We start from the raw sequence: 22,357 nt of genomic DNA on the forward strand, positions 1-22,357 counted from the left end.
GGCGCCGCTACAGAAACAACGCCCTGCCTGCGCGATGGCGGCCACTTCCGGAGCCAGCCCCAGGGCCGCGCGCCGTCGCCAGACGCCCATCGCCGTTCCCTACGTCGAGCGGTGCCTCGACTTCCGACCCGTGAAATCCAGATTGAAGTGAACTATCGTCAACGCCGGGCCGTCACGGCCACCAGCGCACTGCAGGAGGACCCAATGCGACCCCTCAGGTATTCCATCAACGTCACCGTGGACGGGTGCTGCGACCATCGTGCAGTGATCGCCACCGAGGAACTGCATCACTTCCATGCCAGGAACCTGGCCGAAGCCGACGCCCTCATCTTCGGTCGGGTGACCTACGAGATGATGGAATCGGCGTGGCGGGAGCCGGCGGAGACGGGCGTGGTTCCCGATTGGGCCGAGCCCTGGGTGATGCCGTTCGCCCATACGATCCACGCGGCGAAGAAGTACGTCGTCTCCAGAACCCTGGATCGCGTGGACTGGAACGCGGAGCTCGTGCGCGGAGATCTGCAGCAGGCCGTGGAAGCGCTGAAGCGGGAACCGGGCAAGGGAATCGCCGTGGCGGGCATGAGGCTGGGGCTGGCGCTGGCGGAGCTGGGATTGATCGACGAGTACGAGTTCGTGGTGCATCCAAGGCTGGCCGGCCACGGGCCGATGGTGTTCGCCGGCCTGTCCAGGTACGTCGACTTGAAGCTCATGGGTACGCTGGAGTTGGACTGGGGTGCGGTGGTCATGCGATATGAGCCACGAAGGTAGCCAGCGCTACTGACGGCCTCGCCTTGGGTTTCTACTTTCAGAAGAACCCATGGCGCCGCCAGAGCACCAGCAGGCCCGCGCCGACGATCACGTCGATGACCACGCACCACGGCACGTACCAGCCAGGTATCGCCACCAGCGGCAGGCGCGAACGGTTGTGGTGCGCGAAGTCCCAGGCGGCGTGGCCGAAGTAGGCGAGCGCGAGCACGAGCGGCCAATGGAGCAGCCCGAGCAGTCCGGCGACGGCGAACATCCCGCTCACGGTGAACTCCACGAACTGGTCGCGGGGCGAGCCGTTCACGACGGCGAAGCCGAAGTAGATCCCGCCAATCAGCGCGATCAGCACCGCGGCAAAGCCCAGCGACGCTTGCGGCGACAGGAACAGGTGCGGCAGCAGCGAGGCGATGCCGACCGCCACGCCAGTGGTGACCGGATGGCGCGCGAAGACCGACGCCTGCGCGTGCTCGTGGGGAATCGAATGGGCAGAGGGCATGGCGTCACTCCGGGATGAGGAGGGGCCCATTCGGCATCCGGGCGGCGGGCGGTGGTCCTGTCTGGCTGAACGCGGCAGTCGGAGGCAGTCGGCCACCAGATGAACCTGATTCGGGATTCGCGTGCTTTCATCGCCACGCATCGTTGCGCGCAATGACCGTCTGCCGCCCCCGACAAGTCAGGACTTCTGGGACGGGTCCGCGGCCAGCCTGCGGCTATAGTGGCGGGCACCAAATCCAGCAAGGGGCGTTGCCGTGATCAGGTCCAGCCTTCCGCTCGTCGTTTTGTTGGCAGCCGCCACCACCGGCTCGGCCGGTGCGGTGCACGGCATCCATCCCGAGGACATCAACCGCAAGGGCGATGCCTGCACGGATTTCTTCGACTACGCCAACGGCGCATGGCGGCAGCAGAACCCGATCCCCAACTACATGGACCGCTGGAGCCGGCGCTGGCAATCGGGCGAGGTCAACAAGGAACATGTGCGCGACATCCTGACTGAACTGTCCGCGCGCAACGACTGGCCCAAGGGCAGCGCCGGCCAGCTCGCCGGCGACTACTACGCTGCGTGCATGGATGAGTCGCGCGTCGATGCGCTCGGCGCCAAGCCGGTGCAGCCGTGGCTTGCCGAGGTCGGCTCGATCAAGGACAAGGCCAGCCTGCAGCGCATGATCGGCAAGCTGCAGGACGTGGGCGTGTCCGTCCCGTTCGTCGTCTTCGCCGGCGAAGACCTGCACGAACCGTCCAGGACCGTCGCGCACATCTACGCCGGCGGCCTGGGCATGCCCGACCGCGACTATTACCTCAAGACCGAGCCGCGCTTCGTCGAAGCGCGTGCGCAGTACCTGATCCACGTGGCGAAGATGTTCGAGCTCGCCGGCGTCCCGGCGGCGCAGGCGAAGCAGGATGCCGACACCGTGTTCGCCTTCGAGAAGCGCCTGGCGCAGGCCTCGTTCGACAACGTGCAGTTGCGCGACCCGAAGCTGCTCGACAATCCGACCGCGTTCGCCGACCTGGCCAAGCTCACGCCCGCCTTCGACTGGACGAAGTACTTCGACGCCGCCGGCATGCCGCGCGATGCGGTGAACGTGACCCAGCCGAAGTTCCTGCAGCAGGTCCAGACGGAACTGGCGACGACCCCGCTGCCGCAGTGGAAGGTCTACCTGCAGTGGCACGTGCTCAACACCGCCGCCGACTCGCTGTCGCAGCCCTTCGTCGAGGAGAACTTCGCCTTCAACGGCAAGTTCCTGACCGGCGCCACCGAGATCAAGCCGCGCTGGAAGCGCTGCGCCGAATCCACCGACAACCAGCTCGGCGAGGCGCTCGGCCAGAAGTACGTGGAGAAGTACTTCCCGCCCGAAGCCAAGGCGCGCATGCAGGACATGGTGAAGAACATCCTGGCGGCCATGGACGACACCATCGGCGGCCTGGACTGGATGGACGAGGCAACCAAGAAGAAGGCCCTGGAAAAGCGCTCGACCTTCTTCCCCAAGCTGGGCTACCCGGACAAGTTCAAGGACTACAAGGGCGTTGAGGTCTCGCGTGATTCGGCCTGGGACAACCTGGTCGCGGCCTCGCGCTGGAACGTCGCCGACAACCGCAGCCAGGTCGGCAAGCCGACCGATCGCAGCCGCTGGGGCATGACGCCGCCGACGTCCAACGCGTACTACAACCCGTCCCAGAACGAGATCGTGTTCCCGGCCGGCATCCTGCAGCCGCCCGCGTTCGACGTGAACGCCACCGACGCGGTCAACTACGGCGCGATCGGCGTGGTCATCGGCCACGAGATCAGCCACGGTTTCGACGACCAGGGCGCGCAGTTCGATGCGCAGGGCAGGCTGTCCAACTGGTGGACGCCGGAGGACAACAAGCAGTTCCAGGCAAAGGGCCAGTGCGTGGTCGACCAGTTCGAGGGCTACTTCATCGAGCCGGGCGTGCATCACAACGGCAAGCTGGTGCTGGGCGAATCCATCGGCGACCTGGCCGGCGCCAAGCTCGCCTACCGCGGCTATCTGAAGTCGCGCGAGGGCAAGGGCCCGGAACCGACCATCGACGGGTTCACCCCCGAGCAGCAGTTCTTCATCGCCTGGGGCCAGTGGCGAGGCGATGAAACGCGCATGGAGACGCAGCGCACCATGGTCCAGGGCGACCCGCATCCCATCGCCAAGTACCGCGTCAACGGCCCGCTGTCGAACCTGCCCGAGTTCGGCGAGGCGTTCCAGTGCAAGGCGGGTGCGCCGATGGTGCGACCGCAGGCCGATCGCTGCGAGGTCTGGTGAAGAGAAGGGCGGTGAACCTCAGCGCTTGCTGAGCTCGTGCACCGCCGCCACCAGCGCGGCGACGTGGTCGGGACTCATGTCCGGCGACATGCCGTGGCCGAGGTTGAAGACGTGGCCTTCGCGCGAGCCGCCATTGCCGGCGGCGTAGTCGTCGAGGGCGCGGCCGACTTCGCGGCGGATCGCATCGGGCTGCGCGTACAGCGTGACCGGGTCGAGGTTGCCCTGCAGGGCGACCTTGCCGCCGGTGCGGCGGGCGGCTTCGCCCAGCTCCACCGTCCAGTCGACGCCGACGGCTTCGGTGCCGCTGGCCGCGAGCTCCTCGAGATAGGCGCCATTGCCCTTGCCGAACAGGATCAGCGGAGTCTTCTCGTCGCCGCGCGGCAGCGCCTCGGCGATGCGCTTGAGGTAGCGCAGCGAGAACTCGCGGTACATCGACGGCGACAGCACGCCACCCCAGGTGTCGAACACCTGCAGTGCCTGCGCACCGGCCTGGCGCTGCGCGTCGAGGTACGCGATGACCGAGTCGGTGACCACGTCGAGCAGCTTGTGCATCGCCGCCGGATCGTTGAGCGCGAGCGACTTCACCTTGGAGTAGTTGTCGCTGCCGCCGCCTTCGATCATGTAGCAGGCCAGCGTCCAGGGGCTGCCGGAGAAGCCGATCAGCGGAACCGAGTTGTCCAGCTCGCGACGGATCGTGCGCACCGCGTCGGTGACGTAGCGCAGCTCGCGGTCCATGTCGGGCACGGCGAGGCGGGCGATGTCCTCGTGGCTGCGGATCGGGCGCTCGAACTTCGGGCCCTCGCCCTCGACGAAATACAGGCCCAGGCCCATGGCGTCGGGCACGGTCAGGATGTCGGAGAACAGGATGGCGGCGTCCAGCGGGAAGCGGCGCAGCGGCTGCAGGGTGACCTCGCAGGCCAGTTCCGGGTTCTTGGCCATCGCCAGGAAGCTGCCGGCGGCGGCGCGGGTGGCGCGGTACTCCGGCAGGTAGCGGCCGGCCTGGCGCATCAGCCACACCGGGGTCGCGTCGACCGGCTCGCGGCGCAGGGCGCGCAGGAAACGGTCGTTCTTGAGGGGCGTGGCGGCTGCGGTCATTGCGGGTCCTTGGGTACTCAGCTCGGCGCGGGGGCGCACGGTCCGGTCAAACGGTGGGGGGCGACATTATCGCTGCTGGCGGCCGCTGCCGCAGGCCGGGCCGGTGCTGCCAGCGCACCGGACTGTTGCGGCGAAGGGCTACCTGGGTGCGTCGGCACCCTGTACGAACATCAGCTGGAAGCCGCGCTTGAGCTGCTGGTCGCGTGCCGCCTCCAGCGCTTCCAGGGCACTGGCCTGGTCGAGGAACTGCTCCCGGCGCAGGGTGCTCTTGCCGCCGATCTGCCCCGATTCGCGCACCAGCGTCCAGCCGCCGAGAAGGTCGGGCTGCAGCATCAGTTGCACGAAGCGCGGCGCTTCGCGGCCATCGGGCCGTTGTTGCAGTAGCAGGCGCATGGCCGGGATTGTACGGGAGCTCAGCCCGCGCGCAGCACCTCAAGCACGCGCTCGTCCGGCACGCCGCGGACCAGGGTGGCCAGGCCGGCGCGATCCCAGAGGATGAAACGCAGGCCGCCAGCGTCCGCCTTCTTGTCCAGGCGCATGCGCGCCAGCAGGGCCTGCGGGTCGAGCCCGGCAGGAATCGCGGTCGGCAGCCCGAAGCGCTGCAACAACGCCTGCAGCCGCTGCGCGTCGGCCGCCGGCGCGCGCCCGAGCGACGTCGACAGCCGCGCCGCCAGCACCATCCCGACCGCAACCGCCTCACCGTGGTTGAGCGCGTCACTGCCGGCGCCGGCGTAACCCTGCTCGGCCTCGATGGCGTGGGCGAAGGTGTGGCCGAAATTGAGCAGCGCCCGCTCGCCATGCTCGTACGGATCGCGCGAGACCACTTCGGCCTTGTACAGGCACGAACGCGCGATCGCCTCCGTCAGCGCGACATCGTCGCCGTCCAGCAGCGCGGCAGCGTGCGACTCGAGCCAGCCGAGGAAATCGGCGCCGAAGATCGCCCCGTACTTGACCACCTCGGCCAGGCCAGCGCGCAACTCGCGTGCCGGCAGCGAACGCAGCACCGTGGTGTCGGCGATCACCGCGCGTGGCGCATGGAATGCACCGGCGAGATTCTTGCCCGCCGCCAGGTCGACGCCGGTCTTGCCGCCTACCGACGAATCGACCATCGCCAGCAGCGTGGTCGGCAACTGCACCACGTCCACCCCGCGCATCCAGCAGGCCGCGGCGAACCCGGCGAGGTCGCCGATCACGCCGCCGCCGAGGGCGACCACCGTGGCATCGCGGGTCGCGCCCATCCTGGCCAGCGCGTCCAGGCATTCGCAGAAACGCGACAGGGTCTTCTCCTGCTCGCCGGCCGGCATCACGAAGCGTGCGACCTCCAGGCCCGGCCGCGCCACGTGCAGCGTCTCCTCGACGCGGTTGGCATACAGCGGGGCGACGTTGCTGTCGCTGACGATCAGGGCATGGCGTCCGCGCAGGACGTGGCTGATGCGCACCGACTCGGTCAGCAGCCCGGGCCCGATGCTGATGTCGTAGAGCGATTGGCCTTCGACCCGGACGGTGCGCATCGTGCTCATGACGTTTCCTTGCTGTGCGCGCGCTGCAAGCCGGCGCCGGCCCGCGCCGCTGCATCGCGCTGCCAAAGCGACTGCAGTTCCTGCGTGAGACGCGAGGCGACTTCGGTTGCGGTGTACTGGTTGGTGTCGAAGCGAAGGTCGGCGACCTGGGCGTAGAGCGGCTCGCGTTGTGCGGCCAGTGCCCGCAGCACCTGCTCGCGATCGCCTTGCGCGAGCAGTGGTCGGCTGCGGTCGCGGGCCAGGCGCTCGATCTGCTGCTCGACGCTGACGTGCAGGTGGACGACGAAGCCACGCTCGCGCAATCGGCGACGGTTGCCGTCATCGAGCACCGCGCCACCGCCGGTCGACAACACCACGCCGTCATCGGCGAGCAGTTCGGCCAGCGCGTCACGCTCGCGCGCGCGAAATCCGGCCTCGCCCTCGAACTCGAAAATGGCGTTGATGCTGGCGCCCGCGCGCTGCTCGATCTCGCGATCGACGTCGGCCAGGCGCAAGCCGAAGTGCTCGGCGAGGACTCGGCCGATGCACGTCTTGCCGGCGCCCATCGGGCCGACCAGGACCAGGTTGGTGGCGGGGTTCATCCGCCGATTGTAGCCAGCCACGACCCGGATCGTGCTCGCGTCATCTTGACGGGGCGCGGCGTACCGTCGGCTCCACAGTCAGCGCTGTCCAGTGCGCGGCCGCCGCTGATCGTCCAGCGGCAACGTCCACTGCGCAATATCGGGCAGCCGCAGCAGCGCCTGCCGGCTGACCCGCTCGAACAATTGCACGAAGCGTTGCACCGCGGCCGCATTCATTGCCCGCGGCGCGGGCGCGGCCGCGTTCGCCACACGCGCCTGCAGCGCCTGCTCCTGTTGCCAGCGCCATTGCGGCACCGTCTCGAAACCCGGTGGCTGCAGGAACAGCAGCCGGTCCAGCCGCGACCACAGCGACGGATAGTCGCGCGCGAGCGCCTCGTTGCAGTAGTGGCGCCAGCGTCCGTCGGGATCTTCGTCACGCTCGACCGCGTTGATGGGAGCGCTCAACTCCTGCGGCGACTGCGCCGGCGTCTTCAGGAACCAGCCTTCGAACAGCACCAGATCCACGGCGCGCGCCAGCGGCCACCGTGATGGCGGCCGGCGTGTGTCGGTGAGCTTGTCGAAGCGCGGCAGTCGCACTGACTGGCCTTGCCGCAGCGCATCCAGGGTGGCGCAGGCCAGTGCCAGGTCGTGCGTCCCGGGCGGGCCGCGAGTGGCCAGCAGCGGATGGACGTCGCGGCCCAGGCGTTGCCGCTCGCGCCGGCCGAGATAGAAATCATCGATCGACAACACCGCCACGTGCAGGCCACGGCCGCGTGCGAGCGTGGCCACCTGCGCCGCCAGCGTCGACTTGCCCGATCCCTGCAGCCCCGCGATGGCGTGGATGCGGCTGCCGTGCGCCAGGGCGTCGTCGAGCACCCGTTGCACAAGGTCGCTGGCGAAGCCGGGGGCGGAGGGATGCAGCCGTGGCGACATCGGCCCACAATAACGCAATGGACACCCCCGACCTGCTCAACGAAGCCCTCACCACGTTCGCGCAACTGTTCGGCGAAGCCGGCCAGGCCGGCGAGCCCGACCCGACCGCGATGTACCTCGCGACCGCCGGCCTGGACGCGCGACCTTCGGTCCGCACCGTGCTGCTCAAGGCGCACGACGCACGCGGATTCGTCTTCTACACGCACCTGGACGGACGCAAGGGCCGCGAGCTGCAGGCCAATCCGCATGCCGCGCTCCTGTTCCACTGGCCGCGCGTCCGCGAGGGCGTGCAGGTGCGCATCGAGGGCCCGGTCGAGATCGTCAACGACGACGAAGCCGACGCCTACTTTGCACTGCGCCCACGCGGCAGCCAGCTCGGCGCCTGGGCATCGAAGCAATCGGAGACGCTGGATTCGCGCGAGACGTTCGAGCAGCGCCTGGCCGAAGCCGAACAGCGCTTCGAAGGCCGCGACGTACCGCGCCCACCGCGCTGGACCGGATTGCGCGTGCGGCCGTCGCTGATCGAGTACTGGTACGGCGCCAATTTCCGCCTGCACGAGCGCCAGTCCTACGAGCTCGATCGCGCCGGCGAATGGCACAAGCGGATGCTGTATCCGTGAAGCGGGCAGGGCCGCAACGGATCGTCTGCCTCACCGAAGAGCCGACCGAAACCCTGTACGCCCTCGGCGAGCAGGACCGCATCGTCGGCATCAGCGGCTTCACCGTGCGCCCGTCGATCGCGCGCAAGGAGAAGCCCAAGGTCAGCGCTTTCACCAGCGCCAAGATCGGCGAGATCCTGAAACTGCAGCCGGATTTCGTCGTCGGCTTCTCCGACATCCAGGCCGGGATCGCCGGCGAACTGATCCGCCACGGCGTCGAGGTCTGGATCAGCAACCACCGCAGCGTCGACGGCATCCTCGACTACATCCGCAGGCTCGGCGCCCTGGTCGGTGCATCCGACCGGGCCAACGCCTACGCCGACGAACTGCAGCGCGGGCTGGACGCGATCGCGGCGGAGGCGGCACAGCTGCCGCGCCGGCCAAAGGTGTACTTCGAAGAATGGGACGAGCCCCCGATCACGGGCATCCGCTGGGTCGCCGAGCTGGTGCGCATCGCCGGCGGCGAAGACATCTTCCCGGAGCGTGCGGCCGAGTCGCTGGCCAAGCAGCGCATCCTCGAGGACGCGAGCGAAGTGGTGCGGCGCGCACCGGACATCATCCTGGGCTCGTGGTGCGGCAAGAAATTCCGCCCGGAGAAAGTATCGGCGCGTCCAGGCTGGGACGCGATTCCGGCAGTGCGCGATGGCGAACTGCACGAGATCAAATCCCCGAACATCCTGCAGCCCGGCCCGGCGGCATTGACCGATGGCGTACGCGAGATCGCAGCGATCGTCAGGGCCTGGTCAAAGCGTTCGCCGGGACGACGGGTGCCCTGACACGAGGCGCTGACAGGGTGCGCTTCAGCGCGGATAGAAATCCCGGCTGAACTGCATCGTCGACGTCGCCCCGTTCTCGCGCACGATCGTCACGTCGAAGCGCAGCGTGTCCGGCGCCGTTACCTCGGCCGTGCCGATGTAGTCGAGCAGATCGCCGCTGCGCAACTCGCGCATCTCGATGTTCTGGCGGCGGCCACGCAGATCGGTCGCGCTGGCCGTGATCCGGGCCGGCAGCGCGACCTCCTGCGCCTCCGGCCCCTGGCGCACGGCGACCAGCAGCATCACCAGATTGTCGGCGCGGCTGATGCCGTACTGACCGGCCACCGGCGCCGACAACGCCGAAGTCTGCATCGCGTTGGCACGGATGCTGACATCACCGACCCGACTGACCGACTCGCCCTGCGCGGCGGTCGCGGCCGGCGCAGCCGGGGGCGGAGCACTGCCGCTGCAAGCCGAAAGACCGGCGATCAGCAACACAAGAAAGGGAGCGACAGACCGCATGGGGAACTCCTCAGACCATCAATCGTTGGCGGCCGACAACTGCCGGCCGCGCTCGGTCGCGGCCGCAATCGCGCGCGCGACCAGCTCGCGGAAACCGCCAGCCTCGAACGTTTCGATCGCCGCCTGCGTGGTGCCGCCCGGCGAGGTCACGCGTGCACGCAGCACGTCGGCCGGCTCGTCCAGTCGGGTCAGCATCGTCGCCGCGCCCAGCAATGTCTGCTGCACCAGCGCCCGCGCCGCCTCGGGCTTCAGGCCTTCGGCGACCCCGGCTGCCTGCATCGCCTCGGCCAGCAGGAAGACATACGCCGGGCCACTGCCCGACACCGCGGTCACCGCATCCATCCGGCTTTCATCGTCGATCCACACGGTGGGGCCGACCGCGTCGAGCAGGCCCGCGGCATGGTCGCGCTGGTGGCCATCGGCGTGGTCGTTGGCATACAGGCCGGTAATGCCCACGCCGAGCAGGGCCGGCGTATTGGGCATCGCCCGGACCACGGCCAGGCCACCGCCCAGCCAGCCATCGAGCTGCGCGGCGGTGATGCCGGCGGCGATCGAGATCACCAGCGGCCGCTGCGACTGGGCGATGTCGGCCAGTTCGGCGCAGACGCCGGCCATCACCTGCGGCTTGACTGCCAGCAGCCAGACGCCGGCACCCGTCGCCGCGGCGGCGGCGCCGTCGAAGCCGCGGACGTGGAAGTCGCGCTCCAGCGCGGCGCGCAACGCCTCGGCCGGTTCGGCCACATGGATCGTCCTGGCCGACTGGCCGCGGGCGACGAGGCCACCGATCAGGCTGCGCGCCATGTTGCCGCCGCCGATGAAGGCGATGGCATGGGAGAAGTCCGGAGGGGAATCGATCTGGGGCATGGGCGGTGGCAGCGGGGCAGGCCAACGAGGATAGCAAGGGGTCAGGCCGGCCTCGGCCGCGCCCCGAACAGGGCGGTGCCGATCCGTACCATCGTCGCCCCTTCGGCGATCGCGATGGCGTGGTCGTCGCTCATGCCCATCGACAGCGTGTCTGCACCGGGGTGCGAAGCGCGCAGCGCCTCGAACAGCGCTCGCGTGCGCCGGAATGCACCACGGCGCTGCTCGGGATCGGGGTGGGGCGTCGGGATGACCATCAGCCCACGCAGGCGCAGCCGTGGCTGCGCGGCGATGGCGTCGGCCAGGGCCGGCACGTCTTCGGGCTGGCAGCCATGCTTGCTGGCTTCATCGTCGATATTGACCTGGATCAGCACGTTCAGCGGCGGCCGGTCGGAGGCCCGATGCTGGGCCAGGGCGGCCACCAGCTTGGCCCGGTCGACGGTCTGGACCCAGTCGAACAGGACCGCCGCCTCCCTGGCCTTGTTGGACTGCAAGTGGCCAATAAGGTGCCATTCCAGTCCCAGCCCGGCCAGCGCCGGCTGCTTGCCTGCGGTCTCCTGCACGTAGTTCTCGCCGAAGGCGCGCTGCCCGGCGGCGGCCAGTTCCGCGACGGCCGTCGCATCCTGGGTCTTGCTGACGGCGAGCAGCCGCGGTACTGGCCGTCCAGCCGCCTCCGCCGCGTTCTCAAGCTTGAGTTGCATGTCCTGCAGGGCGCTGGCGCGCACGTCTCAATTCCTGTCTAAAGTGCTGGAAAAGTGGCAAGGTTAGGGGGCTATACTGCGGCTCAGGGGTAGTGTGGTTCCAGTTTGGGTTTCTTGAAAGTCTTGTACTTCAAGTCCTGTTTTTCCAGTGGCAGTGCAGGGGAGCACGCATGGATATCGCCGAACTTCTGGCGTTTTCGGTAAAGAACAAAGCATCCGACCTGCACCTGTCTGCGGGCCTGCCGCCCATGATCCGGGTCGATGGCGACGTCCGCCGCATCAACATCCCGGCTCTGGACCACAAGCAGGTGCACGCGCTGGTCTACGACATCATGTCGGACAAGCAGCGTCGCGACTTCGAAGAGTTCCTCGAGGTCGACTTCTCCTTCGAGATTCCCGGCCTGGCGCGTTTCCGCGTCAACGCCTTCAACCAGAACCGTGGCGCCGGTGCGGTGTTCCGTACCATTCCCTCGGAAGTGCTGACCCTGGACGACCTGGGTTGCCCGCCGATTTTCCGCGAGCTGATCGACCAGCCGCAGGGCCTGATCCTGGTGACCGGCCCCACCGGCTCGGGCAAGTCGACCACGCTGGCGGCGATGATCGACCACATCAACAAGAACGAATACGGCCACATCCTCTCCGTCGAGGACCCGATCGAATTCGTCCACACCTCGCAGAAGTGCCTGATCAACCAGCGCGAGGTGCACCGCGACACCCACGGCTTCAACGAGGCGCTGCGTTCGGCCCTGCGTGAAGACCCCGACTACATCCTGGTCGGCGAGTTGCGCGACCTGGAAACCATCCGCCTGGCGCTGACCGCCGCGGAAACCGGCCACCTGGTGTTCGGCACGCTGCACACCTCCTCGGCGGCCAAGACCGTCGACCGAATCATCGACGTGTTCCCCGCCGGTGAAAAGCCGATGGTGCGCTCGATGCTGTCCGAATCGCTGCGCGCGGTGATCTCGCAGGCGCTGCTGAAGAAGGTCGGCGGCGGTCGTACCGCGGCCTGGGAAATCATGGTCGGCATCCCGGCGATCCGCAACCTGATCCGCGAGGACAAGGTCGCGCAGATGTACTCGTCGATCCAGACCGGCCAGCAGTACGGAATGATGACGCTCGACCAGCACCTGCAAGACCTGGTCAAGCGTGGCCTGATCCTGCGTCCGCAGGCACGCGAGTACGCCAAGGACAAACGTCTGTTCGAATGATCGAGCATCCACTTCTCCCGTCGCGGGAGAGGGACGGCCGCCGCGGCGGCCAGGGTGAGGGCAGTTCCATCAGTCACACGCCGCACCGGCTGGGGAGCCTGGCGGCACTGGAGTAACGCATGAGCAGCAGCACCGGCGGCAGCATCGATTTCACCTCGTTCCTCAAGCTGATGGCGCATCAGAAGGCGTCGGACCTGTTCATCACCGCCGGCATGCCGCCGTCGATGAAGGTCCACGGCAAGATCTCGCCGATCACGCAGAACCCGCTGACGCCTCAGCAGAGCCGCGACCTCGTCCTCAACGTGATGACGCCGCAGCAGCGCGAGGAGTTCGAAAAGACCCACGAGTGCAACTTCGCGATCGGCGTGGCCGGCGTCGGCCGCTTCCGAGTCAGCTGCTTCTACCAGCGCAACCAGGTCGGCATGGTCCTGCGCCGCATCGAGACCAAGATCCCGACGGTCGAAGAGCTCAACCTGCCGCCGGTGATCAAGACACTGGCGATGACCAAGCGCGGCATCATCATCTTCGTCGGCGCAACCGGTACGGGTAAGTCGACGTCGCTGGCGGCCATGATCGGCTACCGCAACCTCAACTCGACCGGCCACATCATCACCATCGAGGACCCGATCGAGTTCGTGCACAAGCACGAGGGCTGCATCATCACCCAGCGCGAAGTCGGCATCGACACCGACAGCTGGGACGCGGCGCTGAAGAACACGCTGCGCCAGGCGCCGGACGTGATCATGATCGGCGAGGTGCGTACCCGCGAAGGCATGGACCACGCCATCGCCTTCGCCGAAACCGGCCACCTGGTGCTGTGCACGCTGCACGCCAACAACGCCAACCAGGCGATGGACCGCATCATCAACTTCTTCCCGGAAGACCGCCGCCATCAGTTGTTGATGGACCTGTCGCTTAACCTCAAGGGCGTGGTCGCGCAGCAGCTGATCCCGACGCCGGACGGCAAGGGTCGGCGCGTGGCGATGGAAATCCTGCTCGGCACGCCGCTGGTGCAGGACTACATCCGCGACGGCGAGATCCACAAGATCAAGGAAGTGATGAAGGAGTCCGTGCAGCTGGGCATGAAGACCTTCGACCAGAGCCTGTTCGAGCTGTACCAGGCCGGCGAGATCAGCTACGAGGACGCACTGCGTTACGCCGATTCGCAGAACGAGGTGCGTCTGCGCATCAAGCTGGCCCAGGGCGGCGACGCCAAGACGCTGGCAGCGGGCATGGATGGCATCGAGGTCGCGGAAGTGCGCTGATCGCGGCGATCAATCCTTCCGCCGCCACGGCGGATCCAGCGGCGGCTTGAGCTTGACGATCCGTGCCTGCACCGGACAGCTGTCGCGATGCGCACCGGGCAGGTACCCCAGGCTCATCAGGAACTCGCCGGTGATCTCGCCACCGGTAAACCGGAAGGTCTTCTTGAACAGCTTCACCCAGTCGGCCTTGTCGCGGCGCTTGCCATCGACATGCCGGTTGGCATCGAGCCACTGCGCGAAGCTTCCGTGCGCCTGGCGCAGTTGCTGGATGACCTTGGCGTTGTGGATCGCTGCGTCCACCTTCAGGCGGTTGCGGATGATTCCGGCGTCGTTGAGCAGGCGCGTGCGGTCGGCTTCGCCATAGGCGGCGACTTTGTCGACTTCGAAGCCGTCATAGGCGCTGCGGAAGCCCTCGCGCTTTCGCAGCATCGTTTCCCAGCTCAGGCCGGCCTGGTTGATCTCCAGCACCAGCCGTTCGAACAGCACCGCGTCTTCGCGCTGCGCAAAGCCGTACTCGCGGTCGTGGTACGGCCCGTGCAGCGGATGGCCGGGGGCGTGGTCGCAATAGGTGGACATGGTTCTGCGATCAAAGGTCAAGTGGCGCCGTTCGTCCTTCGACTTCGCGCCTACGGCGCTACGCTCAGGACGAACGGTGAGGGGGGCGGTTATTGCTTCTGCACGTACTGTTCCAATCCCAGCACGCCGAGCCCCTGCTCGAAGCGGATATCCACCGGAATCTTCGCGTCCTTCAGCCGTCCCAGGTCTGCGGCCAGCTCCGGCTTGATCATGCCCAGCGTCTCGGTCATGCGCTTGGCCTCGGCATAGTCGCCATCGCCCTGCACCTTGAGCAGCTTGGCGCTGAGCGCGTTCATGGCGGCGCGCATCTTCTCGAAATCGACGCGGTAGCGGCCATCCGGGTCGCGGCTGAAGGCGCCCTGCTCGGCGAAGAAATTGAAGCGCACCATGTTGGCCTTGCCGTGCGCGTCGCTGGCGCCAAAGCGCACCGAGCGCAGGATGCCGGCGAGGAAGGTCACATAGCCGTCCTGGAGCTTGCTTTCTTCCAGTTCGCCCTTGCGGCTGAGCGCATCGATCATGTACAGGCCGAGGATGTCTGCCTTGCCTTCCTCGAAGCTCGACGAGTATTCCTTCAGCGCCTCGTCGACCGTGCCCTTGCCGTCGAGGGTCTTCTTGATGCCCAGGCCGTGCGCGACCTCATGGAACATCACGTCCTCGAAGAAGGCGTCGAAGGTGACGTGCTGGAGCTGGTCGGAGGCGATCAGTTCCTTCGCGATCGGGGTGAGGATGGCGTCGAACTTCGCCTTCATCACGTTCTCCAGCTGCAGCCTGCGCGTGCCCTTGGCCAGCTGCACCTCTTCGTCGTTGGGCAGGTTGATGGCGATGGTCTTGGCGGCGACGTTGGCGTTGCCGCCGTAGTAGACGATCTGGTACGCGTTGAGGTCCGCCGCCGAGCCCGGCACTTCGGCCTTGTACTTGTCCTCCACCGGCAGGCCCTTCTGCAGCGCCGGCAGGAAACTGGCGAAGCGGGCGAGCTTGCGGCTCCACTCGATGTCCTTGACCAGCACCAGCCCCTCGTAGGCGGCCTTGTAGCCGAACAGCTGGTCCTCGTAGGTTTCGATCGGCCCGATGACGATGTCGACCGGGTTGGTCTTCATGTCCATCCATGCCATGTCGCTGGGACGGAAGTCGTCGTCCAGCAGCGCCTTGGCGCGCATGCCCAGGTAGTCGGCGAAGCCCTTGTCGGCGCTCAGCGCGGCCGCCTCGCGCAGTAGTGCGGCGGCGCGTTCGAGATCGGCCTGGTAGGCCTGGTGGTAGGGCACCGTCACCAGCTTGCCGTTCTCGCGGCGCAGCAGCGTGTAGTTGGACGTCTTGTCGGGCAACGACGCCGCTTCGAACTCGGCCTTGCTCATGTCGGCCGGATAGAACGGACCGCCCGGCGGGCGCGGACCGATGCCGTCGATCATCGGCGTGTCTTCGTTGAGGCGGTCCCAGGGGCCGAAGTTGATCTCGACCAGTTCACGCGTGGCCGGGTCCGGCGCGCGCGCCAGCAGGGCGGCGCGGTCGCCGTCCCAGGACTGCTTCCAGAAGATGTCGTTCATCACTTCGCTGGCCTGAACGAGCTTGGCGATCATGCGCTTGCCGGCATCGTCGAAGGCCGACAGGTCGGCCTTGAGCGGCACCACCGCATAGTCGCCGGCGTGCGCGGCGGCGTAGCCCGCGGCAGGCGTGGCCGCGGCCTGCGCAGCCGGTTTGGCCGGCTCCTGCGGGGCTTGCGGCTTGCAGGCGACGAGGGCCAGGGTGGCCAGGCAGGCGACGGCGAGGCCGCGCAGGCGGAAGGCGTGAAGGGAAGATGCGCTCAGGTTCGAAGCTGTCATGGCGGCGGCCGGCGAGACAGGGAAAGTCGCCATCCTACGCCCGAGCCGGGGCGGCACGCATCGGGAGGCACGCATAAGGAATCGCGGGCTAGAATGTTGGCCATGTCAGTGACTCCCACGCCACTTGCCAACCAGCTGCTGATCGCGCTGCCGGCCCTGGCCGATTCGAACTTCGCGCGCAGCGTCGCGCTGATCTGCCAGCACGATTCCGACGGTGCGATGGGCCTGGTGGTCAATCGTCCCTCCGAGTACACCCTGGGCGAGGTGTTCGGCCAGATGGGCCTGGAAGGCGGCGACCCGTCGCTGCTGTCGCAGATCGTCCTGGCCGGCGGCCCGGTCCACCCCGAACGCGGCTTCGTCCTGCACGACGGCGGCTCGCAGTGGGACTCCACCCTGGCGATCACCGAACGCCTGTTCCTCACCACGTCGCGCGACATCCTCGAAGCGATGGCGCGCGGCGACGGCCCCGACAACGCCATCGTTGCGCTTGGCTGCGCCGGCTGGGGTTCGGGCCAGCTCGAGCAGGAACTGACCGAGAACGACTGGCTGACCGCGCCGGCCGATGCCGAACTGCTGTTCAAGTTGCCGCTGGATGCGCGCTGGCAGGCTGCGGCAGGACGCATCGGCGTCGATTTCGCGTACCTGGCCGACTACTCCGGGCACGCCTGATGGTGGGCGCCGCGGACAAGCCGTCACCGATCCGGCGCGACGGCACCGTGCTCGGCTTCGATGTCGGCGCACGTCGCATTGGTGTCGCCGTCGCCAGCGCGTTCGGTCACGGCGCACGCGCGCTGGCGGTGATCGATGTGCACGGCCACGGCCCCGACTGGGCCGCGATCGACCGGCTGCGCAGCGAGTGGCGGCCCGATGGCCTGATCGTCGGCGACCCGATGAGCCTGGACGGTGGCGATCAGCCCATCCGCCTGCGCGCCCATGCCTTCGCCCGTGAACTGCACGCGCGCTACAAGCTGCCGGTGGTGCTGGTGGACGAGCGCATGAGTTCGATCGAGGCCGCACAGCGCTTCGCCTCCGACCGCGCCGAGGGCCGCAAGCGCCGCCGCGACGCCGAGGCACTCGATGCAGTGGCCGCGGCGGTCATCATCGAGCGCTGGCTGGCCGCGCCGGACGACGCCCTCGATCTTTCCCAATTGCACAGCGACCCATGAACGCACCACACACGCACCTGCCGCGCCATCTGCTGACCCTGCACGACCTCGAACGCGGCACGCTCGATGCACTGCTGGTGCGCGCGCAGGCCTTCGCCGAAGGCCATTACGACCGCCGTGCGCTCGACGGCATCGCCGTGTGCACGCTGTTCTTCGAGCCGTCCACGCGCACGCGCATGAGCTTCACGCTGGCGGCGCAGCGGCTGGGCGCGGACGTCATCAACTTCGATGCCTCGACCTCGTCGACGCGCAAGGGCGAGACCGCGCTCGACACGCTCAAGAACCTCGAGGCGATGGGCGTGCGCGGCTTCGTCGTGCGCCACCACGAGGACGGTGCTGTCGCGGGCCTGTCGGCGCACGTCAATGACGGCACCGTGCTGGTCAACGCCGGCGACGGCCGCAGCGCGCACCCGACCCAGGGCCTGCTCGACATGCTGACGCTGCGCCAGGCCAAGGGCGCCGATTTCTCGAAGCTGAAAGTGCTCGTCGTCGGCGACGTGAAGCATTCGCGCGTTGCCCGCTCCGACCTGCAGGCACTGCGCGCGCTGGGCACCGGCGACATCCGCGTCTGCGGCCCGGCCTCGCTGCTGCCCGACGACGGCACGCTGCAGGGCTGCAACGTTTCGCATGATCTCGATGCCGCGCTGGAAGGCGTCGACGCCGTGATGATGCTTCGCCTGCAACGCGAGCGAATGGAAGAAGGTCTGATCGCCTCGCTCGACGATTACCACCGCGCCTACGGCCTGACTGCCTCGCGCCTCAAGCGTGCGGCGGGCGACGCCGTGGTGATGCATCCGGGCCCGATCAACCGCGGCGTCGAGATCACCGACGAAGTCGCTGACGGCCCGCAGTCGCTGATCCTGCGCCAGGTGAGCAACGGCGTGGCGGTGCGGATGGCGGTGCTGGAGGCGTTGCTGCGCGGCTGACGGTCCTTCGACTTCGGCGCTGTGCGCCTACGCTCAGGACGAACGGTGTGTGGTGGTCGCCTACGCTCAGGACGAACGGTGTGTGGTGGTCGCGTGCGCTCAGGACGAACGGTGTGTGGTAACGGTGTGCGGTAGCCGCCGTTGTGACCGTTCGTCCTGAGCGTAGCGCAGCGAAGTCGAAGGAAGCGCCTAACGCCGCCGCTGCGCAAACACCCAAGCCCACAGCTCCGGCATCGCATACGCCCGATCCCACACGTCGTGCCCCACGCCGGCCAGCTCGCTGTAGCGCACATCCGCGCCGACCCGGCGCAGCGCCTCGGCCATGTGCCGTGACTGGTCCGGAGTGACCGCGGCGTCCTCTGCGCCGTGGAAAAGCCACATCGGCAGGTGCTGCAATCGCTGCGCAGCGGCCACGAACGGATCCGGCGCCTGCGCCACGCCCTCGACCTGCAGCCGTTCTGGCACGCCCGGCGGCTGGGTGATGCCGCCGCAGACCGGCACCAGCGCGGCGAATCGCAGCGGCTCCATCAACGCCAGCTCATACACGCCGTAGCCGCCGCGCGACAAGCCGGTCAGGACGATTCGGTCCTTGTCGCCATCGAATTCGCGCACGCTCGCATCGAGCGCGGCCAACGCCATGCGTGCATTGGCGCCGTCCCACGACTGGCCCTCGGGCGACTGCGGCATCACCACGATCGCCGGGAAGTCGGGCAGATGCTTGCGCAGGTACGGCCCCAGGCCCACCTCGGTCTGCTTCTGGTTGTCGCTGCCGCGCTCGCCGGAGCCGTGCAGGAACACGATCACCGGCGGATGGCGGCCGCCGGCCTGCGCCGAGGGCACGAACACCTGGTAGCGGTGCGTGGCGCCTCCCATCTGCAGCTCGCGCTCGACAAAGCGGCCACCAGCTTCGCGCGCTGGCCGGTGCGCGCAGGCGGTGGTCAGGGCCAGACACAGCAGCACGAACAGTCGGGACACGTTCGACATCGACAAGCCTCCGGATGCGAAGACGCAACGTCAGCAGGGCTACCGCAGCAGGGCTAGCGCAGCAGGATGAGCGTCGCCAGGCCGAGGAAGGTGAAGAACCCCATGACGTCGGTAACGGTGGTCAGGAAGATGCCGCTGGCCAGCGCCGGGTCGAAGCCCGCGCGTCGCAGCGTCACCGGCACCAGGACGCCCGCCACTGCCGCGAACAGCAGGTTGAGGGTCAAGGCGACGCCGATCACCAGCGACAGTCCGACACTGTGGAACCACAGCAGCACGATCAGCGCCAGCAGCGTCCCCAGCACCAGGCCGTTGAGCAGGGCCACGCGCGCTTCCTTCCACAGCAGCGTGCGCACGTTCGCCGCGCCGACCTGGCCCAGGGCAAGCCCGCGCACCATCAGCGCCAGCACCTGGGTGCCGGCGTTGCCGCCCATGCCGGCCACGATCGGCATCAGCACCGCCAGCGCCACCAGCCTGTCGATGGTGTCGGCGAACTCGCCGACCACGCTCGCGGCCAGGAAGGCCGTGCCGAGGTTGATCGACAGCCAGATCAGGCGCCGGCGCATCGCGCGCCAGACCGGGCTGAAGAGGTCTTCGTCCTCGTCCAGGCCGGCCGCGCTAAGAGCCTGATGCTCGGCCTGGTTGCGGATGATGTCGACGACGTCGTCGATGGTGATGCGGCCGAGCAGGATGTTGTTGTCGTCGACCACCGGCGCGCTGAGCCAGTCATGGTCGGAGAACTTGCGCGCGACTTCGTTCGCCGATTCCTCGACGTCGATGGCGCCCTGTTCGTCGTCGATCAGCTTGTTGATCGGCGTTCCCGGTTCGTGCGTCAGCAACGCGGCCAGCGCCAGCCGGCCCAGGTACTGGTGGCGGCGGCTGACCACGTACAGGTGGTCGGTGTGCTCGGGCAGCTCGCCGCGCAGGCGCAGGTAGCGCAGCACGACATCGACCGTGGTGTCGGTGCGTACCGTCACCACGTCGGGGTTCATCAGGCGGCCGGCGGTGTCCTCCGGGTACGACAGCACCTGCTCCAGGCGCTCGCGGTTCTCGCGGTCCATCGACTTGAGGACTTCATCGATGACCGTGTCGGGCAGGTCCTCGACCAGGTCGGCAAGGTCGTCGATTTCCAGGTCGGAGGCCGCGGCGATGATCTCGTCCGGGTCCATCTCCGCCAGCAGGCTCTCGCGCACTTCGTCGCCGACGTGGACCAGCACCTCGCCGTCGTCCTCGGCATCGACCAGGCCCCACACGATCGTGCGCTTGGCCGGCGGCAGCGATTCGAGCAGGTTGCCGATCTCGGCGGGGGAGAGCGTATTGACCAGCCGCCGCACCGGACCCAGGCGACCGCTGTCGAGCGCATCGGAAAGCAGGCGCAGCTGTCGTGCGGTCTTGTCGTGGCGGACGGCTTCGGCCATGCGGGGCTTCCGGTGGCGCATCGCACCACGATGGCGCGACAGGGCTAGGCGTTCATGGCGCGCATTATCGCCCCTGGCGGCCGATAAGCCCACCCCTGCGAATGCGGAGCAGGCGACGCGCCAGCGTCTACACCGCTGGCGCGTTGGCGTGGATCCATTCCTCGATCGCCGTGCGGTCGCGCGCGCGCAGCAGCGCCGCCGCATTGGCCTTCAACTGGCCCAGGTCGCAGTGGCGGATCGTGCGGCGCAGTTCCAGCAGCGTCGCCGGGTGCAGGCTGAACTCGGTCAGGCCCAGCGCCAGCAGCATCGGCGCGAAATGCGGATCGCCGGCCATTTCGCCGCACACCGCGACCGGCTTGCCCTTGGACTCGCCCAGGCGGATCACGTCGCGGACCAGGCGGATCACTGCCGGATGCAACGGCGTGTAGAGATTGACCAGCGCTTCGTTGTTGCGGTCGGCGGCGAGCAGGTACTGGACCAGGTCGTTGGTGCCGATCGACAGGAAGTCGACCGCGCCGATGAAGGTGGGCAGGGCGATGGCTGCCGCCGGCACTTCGATCATCGCGCCCAGCGGCACCTGCTCGGCCACTTCGTGGCCTTCCTCGCGCAGCCGGGCGGTGACGCGCTTGAGCATGCTGCGCACGGCGCGCACCTCTTCGCGGCTGCTGATCATCGGCAGCAGGATGCGCAGCGGACCGTAGCCGGAGGCACGCACCAGCGCACGCAGCTGCGACTCCAGCAGACCCGCGCGCGCCAGCGACAAGCGAATGCCACGCAGGCCCAGCGCCGGGTTGGGTTCGTCGCGCAGGGCCAGTCCGGTGCGGTCGGCCTTGTCGGCGCCCAGGTCGAGCGTGCGGATGGTCACCGTGCGCCCGGTCATGCCCAGGACGACATCGCGGTAGACGCGGAACTGCTCGTCCTCGTCGGGCAGCTCGTTGCGCTGCAGGAACAGGAACTCGGTGCGGTACAGGCCGACGCCGGCGGCGCCGAGCGCGTGCGCTTCGGCGACATCGTCGCGGGACTCGGCGTTGGCGAACAGCTTGATGTCGACGCCATCGGTGGTCCGCGTCGGCTCGCGCCGCAGGCGGTGCAGCTGCTTGCGCTCGCGGGCGAGCTCGCGGACGCGGCCGCGGTGCGAGCGCAGGTCGTTGGCGTCCGGTTCCAGCACCACCCGGCCACTGGCGCCGTCGACGGCCAGCACGTCGCCATCGTTGATCCGCTGCAGTGCCTGCGCGGCGCCGACCACGTACGGCAGGTGCAGGCTGCGCGCGAGGATCGCGCTGTGCGACAGCACGCTGCCGGCGGTGGTCACGATCGCCATCACGCCCTGTGCCTGCAGCTGCACCAGTTCGGCGGGGGCGACGTTGTCGGTGACCAGGATTTCCCCGGCGACACCGGAGATGCTGCTGTCGTGGCGGTGCAGGGCCGCGTGGACGCGGCCGATGACCTGGTCGATGTCGTCGACGCGGCTGCGGAAATAGGCATCGTCCATGGTCTGGAAGACCGAGGCGATGCGGTCGCGCTGCAGGCGCAAAGCGTAGTCGGCGGAGTAGCGGCCGGTGCGGATCAGCTCGTCCAGGCCGTTGAGCAGTTCCGGGTCGTCGAGCAGCAGGCTGTGCAGGTCGAGGAACTCGCCGACCTCATGCACCAGTGCGCCATGCAGGCGCTCGCGCAGGGCGAACATCTCGTTGCGGACGGTGGCGATGGCGGCGTGCAGACGCGCGACCTCGCCTTCGACGGCCTTGGCGGGAATGTGCTCCTCGAGTACTTCGAGCACGTGCGGCAGGCGGACACGGGCGCGGCCGAGGGCGCTTCCGCGCGATGCACCGTGTCCGTTGAACTCCTGCCTCATTGCGTTGCT

The 22,357-nt window shown here is 68.2% G+C and carries 23 protein-coding genes; 9 read left to right on the forward strand and 14 right to left on the reverse strand.

The window, feature by feature from the left end; translation table 11 throughout:
* The first annotated feature begins 204 nt into the window (after positions 1–204).
* Positions 205–765 (forward strand): dihydrofolate reductase family protein, encoded by a 561-nt coding sequence (locus AC1DER_RS13060; RefSeq protein WP_477243426.1) that lies wholly within the window; start codon positions 205–207, stop codon positions 763–765.
* Between the two features lie 37 nt (positions 766–802).
* Here AC1DER_RS13060 and AC1DER_RS13065 read toward each other — a convergent pair whose 3' ends face one another.
* Entirely contained in the window at positions 803–1,258 is a 456-nt protein-coding gene (locus AC1DER_RS13065) for a DUF6010 family protein (RefSeq protein ID WP_477243424.1), read from the reverse strand.
* Between the two features lie 286 nt (positions 1,259–1,544).
* On the opposite strand from AC1DER_RS13065, the gene AC1DER_RS13070 reads away from it, so the two are divergent.
* Positions 1,545–3,533 (forward strand): M13 family metallopeptidase, encoded by a 1,989-nt coding sequence (locus AC1DER_RS13070; RefSeq protein WP_477243422.1) that lies wholly within the window; start codon positions 1,545–1,547, stop codon positions 3,531–3,533.
* A gap of 18 nt (positions 3,534–3,551) precedes the next feature.
* Here the strand turns inward: AC1DER_RS13070 and hemE are convergent, their stop codons facing one another.
* From hemE to AC1DER_RS13095, 5 genes are all read right to left on the reverse strand, one after another.
* Entirely contained in the window at positions 3,552–4,628 is a 1,077-nt protein-coding gene (gene hemE, locus AC1DER_RS13075; protein ID WP_477243419.1) for a uroporphyrinogen decarboxylase, read from the reverse strand.
* 138 nt (positions 4,629–4,766) lie between these two features.
* Positions 4,767–5,021, reverse strand: coding sequence for a WGR domain-containing protein (locus tag AC1DER_RS13080; protein ID WP_441817222.1), 255 nt, complete (start codon positions 5,019–5,021; stop codon positions 4,767–4,769).
* A 20-nt stretch (positions 5,022–5,041) separates the two neighbouring features.
* Positions 5,042–6,148 (reverse strand): 3-dehydroquinate synthase, encoded by a 1,107-nt coding sequence (gene aroB, locus AC1DER_RS13085; RefSeq protein WP_441817223.1) that lies wholly within the window; start codon positions 6,146–6,148, stop codon positions 5,042–5,044.
* Positions 6,145–6,729 (reverse strand): shikimate kinase, encoded by a 585-nt coding sequence (locus AC1DER_RS13090; RefSeq protein WP_441817224.1) that lies wholly within the window; start codon positions 6,727–6,729, stop codon positions 6,145–6,147. Before AC1DER_RS13090 ends, aroB begins: the two co-directional genes overlap by 4 nt.
* A 78-nt stretch (positions 6,730–6,807) precedes the next feature.
* Positions 6,808–7,641, reverse strand: coding sequence for a kinase (locus AC1DER_RS13095; protein ID WP_477243416.1), 834 nt, complete (start codon positions 7,639–7,641; stop codon positions 6,808–6,810).
* A 17-nt stretch (positions 7,642–7,658) separates the two neighbouring features.
* Between AC1DER_RS13095 and pdxH the strand changes: the two genes are divergently transcribed.
* Positions 7,659–8,261, forward strand: coding sequence for a pyridoxamine 5'-phosphate oxidase (pdxH, locus tag AC1DER_RS13100; protein ID WP_441817226.1), 603 nt, complete (start codon positions 7,659–7,661; stop codon positions 8,259–8,261).
* Entirely contained in the window at positions 8,258–9,076 is an 819-nt protein-coding gene (locus AC1DER_RS13105; protein ID WP_477358039.1) for a cobalamin-binding protein, read from the forward strand. The genes pdxH and AC1DER_RS13105 overlap by 4 nt, the downstream gene beginning before the upstream one ends.
* Before the next feature lie 24 nt (positions 9,077–9,100).
* On the opposite strand, the gene AC1DER_RS13110 is transcribed toward AC1DER_RS13105, so the two are convergent.
* From AC1DER_RS13110 to AC1DER_RS13120, 3 genes are read right to left on the reverse strand one after another with little or no spacing between them, the layout of a single operon-like run.
* The gene (locus AC1DER_RS13110; RefSeq protein WP_477243412.1) at positions 9,101–9,577 is read right to left on the reverse strand and encodes a DUF4426 domain-containing protein; all 477 of its coding nucleotides are present in this window, start codon (positions 9,575–9,577) and stop codon (positions 9,101–9,103) included.
* An 18-nt stretch (positions 9,578–9,595) separates the two neighbouring features.
* Positions 9,596–10,441, reverse strand: a complete 846-nt coding sequence (proC, locus tag AC1DER_RS13115) for a pyrroline-5-carboxylate reductase (RefSeq protein WP_477243410.1) — start codon at positions 10,439–10,441, stop codon at positions 9,596–9,598.
* Between the two features lie 41 nt (positions 10,442–10,482).
* Complete coding sequence (locus AC1DER_RS13120; RefSeq protein WP_441817329.1) at positions 10,483–11,139, reverse strand: YggS family pyridoxal phosphate-dependent enzyme; 657 nt, start codon at positions 11,137–11,139, stop codon at positions 10,483–10,485.
* A gap of 170 nt (positions 11,140–11,309) precedes the next feature.
* On the opposite strand from AC1DER_RS13120, the gene AC1DER_RS13125 reads away from it, so the two are divergent.
* Together AC1DER_RS13125 and AC1DER_RS13130 are read left to right on the forward strand one after the other, a co-directional pair.
* Positions 11,310–12,347 carry a type IV pilus twitching motility protein PilT gene (locus tag AC1DER_RS13125; RefSeq protein WP_386705023.1) on the forward strand — a complete coding sequence of 346 codons (1,038 nt, stop codon included), beginning with the start codon at positions 11,310–11,312 and terminating at the stop codon, positions 12,345–12,347.
* Between the two features lie 119 nt (positions 12,348–12,466).
* Positions 12,467–13,612 (forward strand): PilT/PilU family type 4a pilus ATPase, encoded by a 1,146-nt coding sequence (locus tag AC1DER_RS13130; protein WP_441817230.1) that lies wholly within the window; start codon positions 12,467–12,469, stop codon positions 13,610–13,612.
* 9 nt (positions 13,613–13,621) lie between these two features.
* Here AC1DER_RS13130 and AC1DER_RS13135 read toward each other — a convergent pair whose 3' ends face one another.
* Both AC1DER_RS13135 and AC1DER_RS13140 read right to left on the reverse strand, forming a co-directional pair.
* The gene (locus AC1DER_RS13135; RefSeq protein ID WP_477243407.1) at positions 13,622–14,188 is read right to left on the reverse strand and encodes a DNA-3-methyladenine glycosylase I; all 567 of its coding nucleotides are present in this window, start codon (positions 14,186–14,188) and stop codon (positions 13,622–13,624) included.
* Positions 14,189–14,277: 89 nt separating this feature from the next.
* Positions 14,278–16,005, reverse strand: a complete 1,728-nt coding sequence (locus AC1DER_RS13140) for a dipeptidyl-peptidase 3 family protein (RefSeq protein WP_477243405.1) — start codon at positions 16,003–16,005, stop codon at positions 14,278–14,280.
* Between the two features lie 102 nt (positions 16,006–16,107).
* On the opposite strand from AC1DER_RS13140, the gene AC1DER_RS13145 reads away from it, so the two are divergent.
* The 3 genes from AC1DER_RS13145 to AC1DER_RS13155 are packed head-to-tail and all read left to right on the forward strand — an operon-like array spanning position 16,108 to position 18,097.
* Positions 16,108–16,674, forward strand: coding sequence for a YqgE/AlgH family protein (locus tag AC1DER_RS13145; RefSeq protein ID WP_441817233.1), 567 nt, complete (start codon positions 16,108–16,110; stop codon positions 16,672–16,674).
* Entirely contained in the window at positions 16,674–17,171 is a 498-nt protein-coding gene (ruvX, locus tag AC1DER_RS13150; protein ID WP_441817234.1) for a Holliday junction resolvase RuvX, read from the forward strand. Before AC1DER_RS13145 ends, ruvX begins: the two co-directional genes overlap by 1 nt.
* On the forward strand, positions 17,168–18,097 hold the full coding sequence (locus tag AC1DER_RS13155) for an aspartate carbamoyltransferase catalytic subunit (protein ID WP_477243402.1): 930 nt from the start codon (positions 17,168–17,170) through the stop codon (positions 18,095–18,097). Before ruvX ends, AC1DER_RS13155 begins: the two co-directional genes overlap by 4 nt.
* Before the next feature lie 189 nt (positions 18,098–18,286).
* Here the strand turns inward: AC1DER_RS13155 and AC1DER_RS13160 are convergent, their stop codons facing one another.
* The 3 genes from AC1DER_RS13160 to ptsP all read right to left on the reverse strand — a co-directional run bounded on the left by AC1DER_RS13160 (position 18,287) and on the right by ptsP (position 22,348).
* The gene (locus AC1DER_RS13160; protein WP_477243400.1) at positions 18,287–19,081 is read right to left on the reverse strand and encodes a carboxylesterase family protein; all 795 of its coding nucleotides are present in this window, start codon (positions 19,079–19,081) and stop codon (positions 18,287–18,289) included.
* A 53-nt stretch (positions 19,082–19,134) separates the two neighbouring features.
* On the reverse strand, positions 19,135–20,496 hold the full coding sequence (gene mgtE / locus AC1DER_RS13165; protein WP_441817237.1) for a magnesium transporter: 1,362 nt from the start codon (positions 20,494–20,496) through the stop codon (positions 19,135–19,137).
* 127 nt (positions 20,497–20,623) lie between these two features.
* The gene (gene ptsP / locus AC1DER_RS13170; RefSeq protein WP_441817238.1) at positions 20,624–22,348 is read right to left on the reverse strand and encodes a phosphoenolpyruvate--protein phosphotransferase; all 1,725 of its coding nucleotides are present in this window, start codon (positions 22,346–22,348) and stop codon (positions 20,624–20,626) included.
* Between the last annotated feature and the right edge of the window lie 9 nt (positions 22,349–22,357).

It is taken from the genome of Lysobacter sp. 05T417 (assembly GCF_056396405.1).

Coding starts and splice junctions, on each gene's coding strand:
- AC1DER_RS13095 (WP_477243416.1), bottom strand. CDS start 7,641: ATGTCGCCACGGCTGCATCCCTCCGCCCCCGGCTTCGCCAGCGACCTT.
- mgtE (WP_441817237.1), bottom strand. CDS start 20,496: ATGGCCGAAGCCGTCCGCCACGACAAGACCGCACGACAGCTGCGCCTG.
- AC1DER_RS13130 (WP_441817230.1), top strand. CDS start 12,467: ATGAGCAGCAGCACCGGCGGCAGCATCGATTTCACCTCGTTCCTCAAG.
- proC (WP_477243410.1), bottom strand. CDS start 10,441: ATGCCCCAGATCGATTCCCCTCCGGACTTCTCCCATGCCATCGCCTTC.
- AC1DER_RS13090 (WP_441817224.1), bottom strand. CDS start 6,729: ATGAACCCCGCCACCAACCTGGTCCTGGTCGGCCCGATGGGCGCCGGC.
- ruvX (WP_441817234.1), top strand. CDS start 16,674: ATGGTGGGCGCCGCGGACAAGCCGTCACCGATCCGGCGCGACGGCACC.
- AC1DER_RS13060 (WP_477243426.1), top strand. CDS start 205: ATGCGACCCCTCAGGTATTCCATCAACGTCACCGTGGACGGGTGCTGC.
- AC1DER_RS13145 (WP_441817233.1), top strand. CDS start 16,108: ATGTCAGTGACTCCCACGCCACTTGCCAACCAGCTGCTGATCGCGCTG.
- AC1DER_RS13160 (WP_477243400.1), bottom strand. CDS start 19,081: ATGTCGAACGTGTCCCGACTGTTCGTGCTGCTGTGTCTGGCCCTGACC.
- AC1DER_RS13110 (WP_477243412.1), bottom strand. CDS start 9,577: ATGCGGTCTGTCGCTCCCTTTCTTGTGTTGCTGATCGCCGGTCTTTCG.
- AC1DER_RS13120 (WP_441817329.1), bottom strand. CDS start 11,139: ATGCAACTCAAGCTTGAGAACGCGGCGGAGGCGGCTGGACGGCCAGTA.
- AC1DER_RS13080 (WP_441817222.1), bottom strand. CDS start 5,021: ATGCGCCTGCTACTGCAACAACGGCCCGATGGCCGCGAAGCGCCGCGC.
- ptsP (WP_441817238.1), bottom strand. CDS start 22,348: ATGAGGCAGGAGTTCAACGGACACGGTGCATCGCGCGGAAGCGCCCTC.
- hemE (WP_477243419.1), bottom strand. CDS start 4,628: ATGACCGCAGCCGCCACGCCCCTCAAGAACGACCGTTTCCTGCGCGCC.
- AC1DER_RS13155 (WP_477243402.1), top strand. CDS start 17,168: ATGAACGCACCACACACGCACCTGCCGCGCCATCTGCTGACCCTGCAC.
- AC1DER_RS13140 (WP_477243405.1), bottom strand. CDS start 16,005: ATGACAGCTTCGAACCTGAGCGCATCTTCCCTTCACGCCTTCCGCCTG.
- aroB (WP_441817223.1), bottom strand. CDS start 6,148: ATGAGCACGATGCGCACCGTCCGGGTCGAAGGCCAATCGCTCTACGAC.
- pdxH (WP_441817226.1), top strand. CDS start 7,659: ATGGACACCCCCGACCTGCTCAACGAAGCCCTCACCACGTTCGCGCAA.
- AC1DER_RS13065 (WP_477243424.1), bottom strand. CDS start 1,258: ATGCCCTCTGCCCATTCGATTCCCCACGAGCACGCGCAGGCGTCGGTC.
- AC1DER_RS13125 (WP_386705023.1), top strand. CDS start 11,310: ATGGATATCGCCGAACTTCTGGCGTTTTCGGTAAAGAACAAAGCATCC.
- AC1DER_RS13135 (WP_477243407.1), bottom strand. CDS start 14,188: ATGTCCACCTATTGCGACCACGCCCCCGGCCATCCGCTGCACGGGCCG.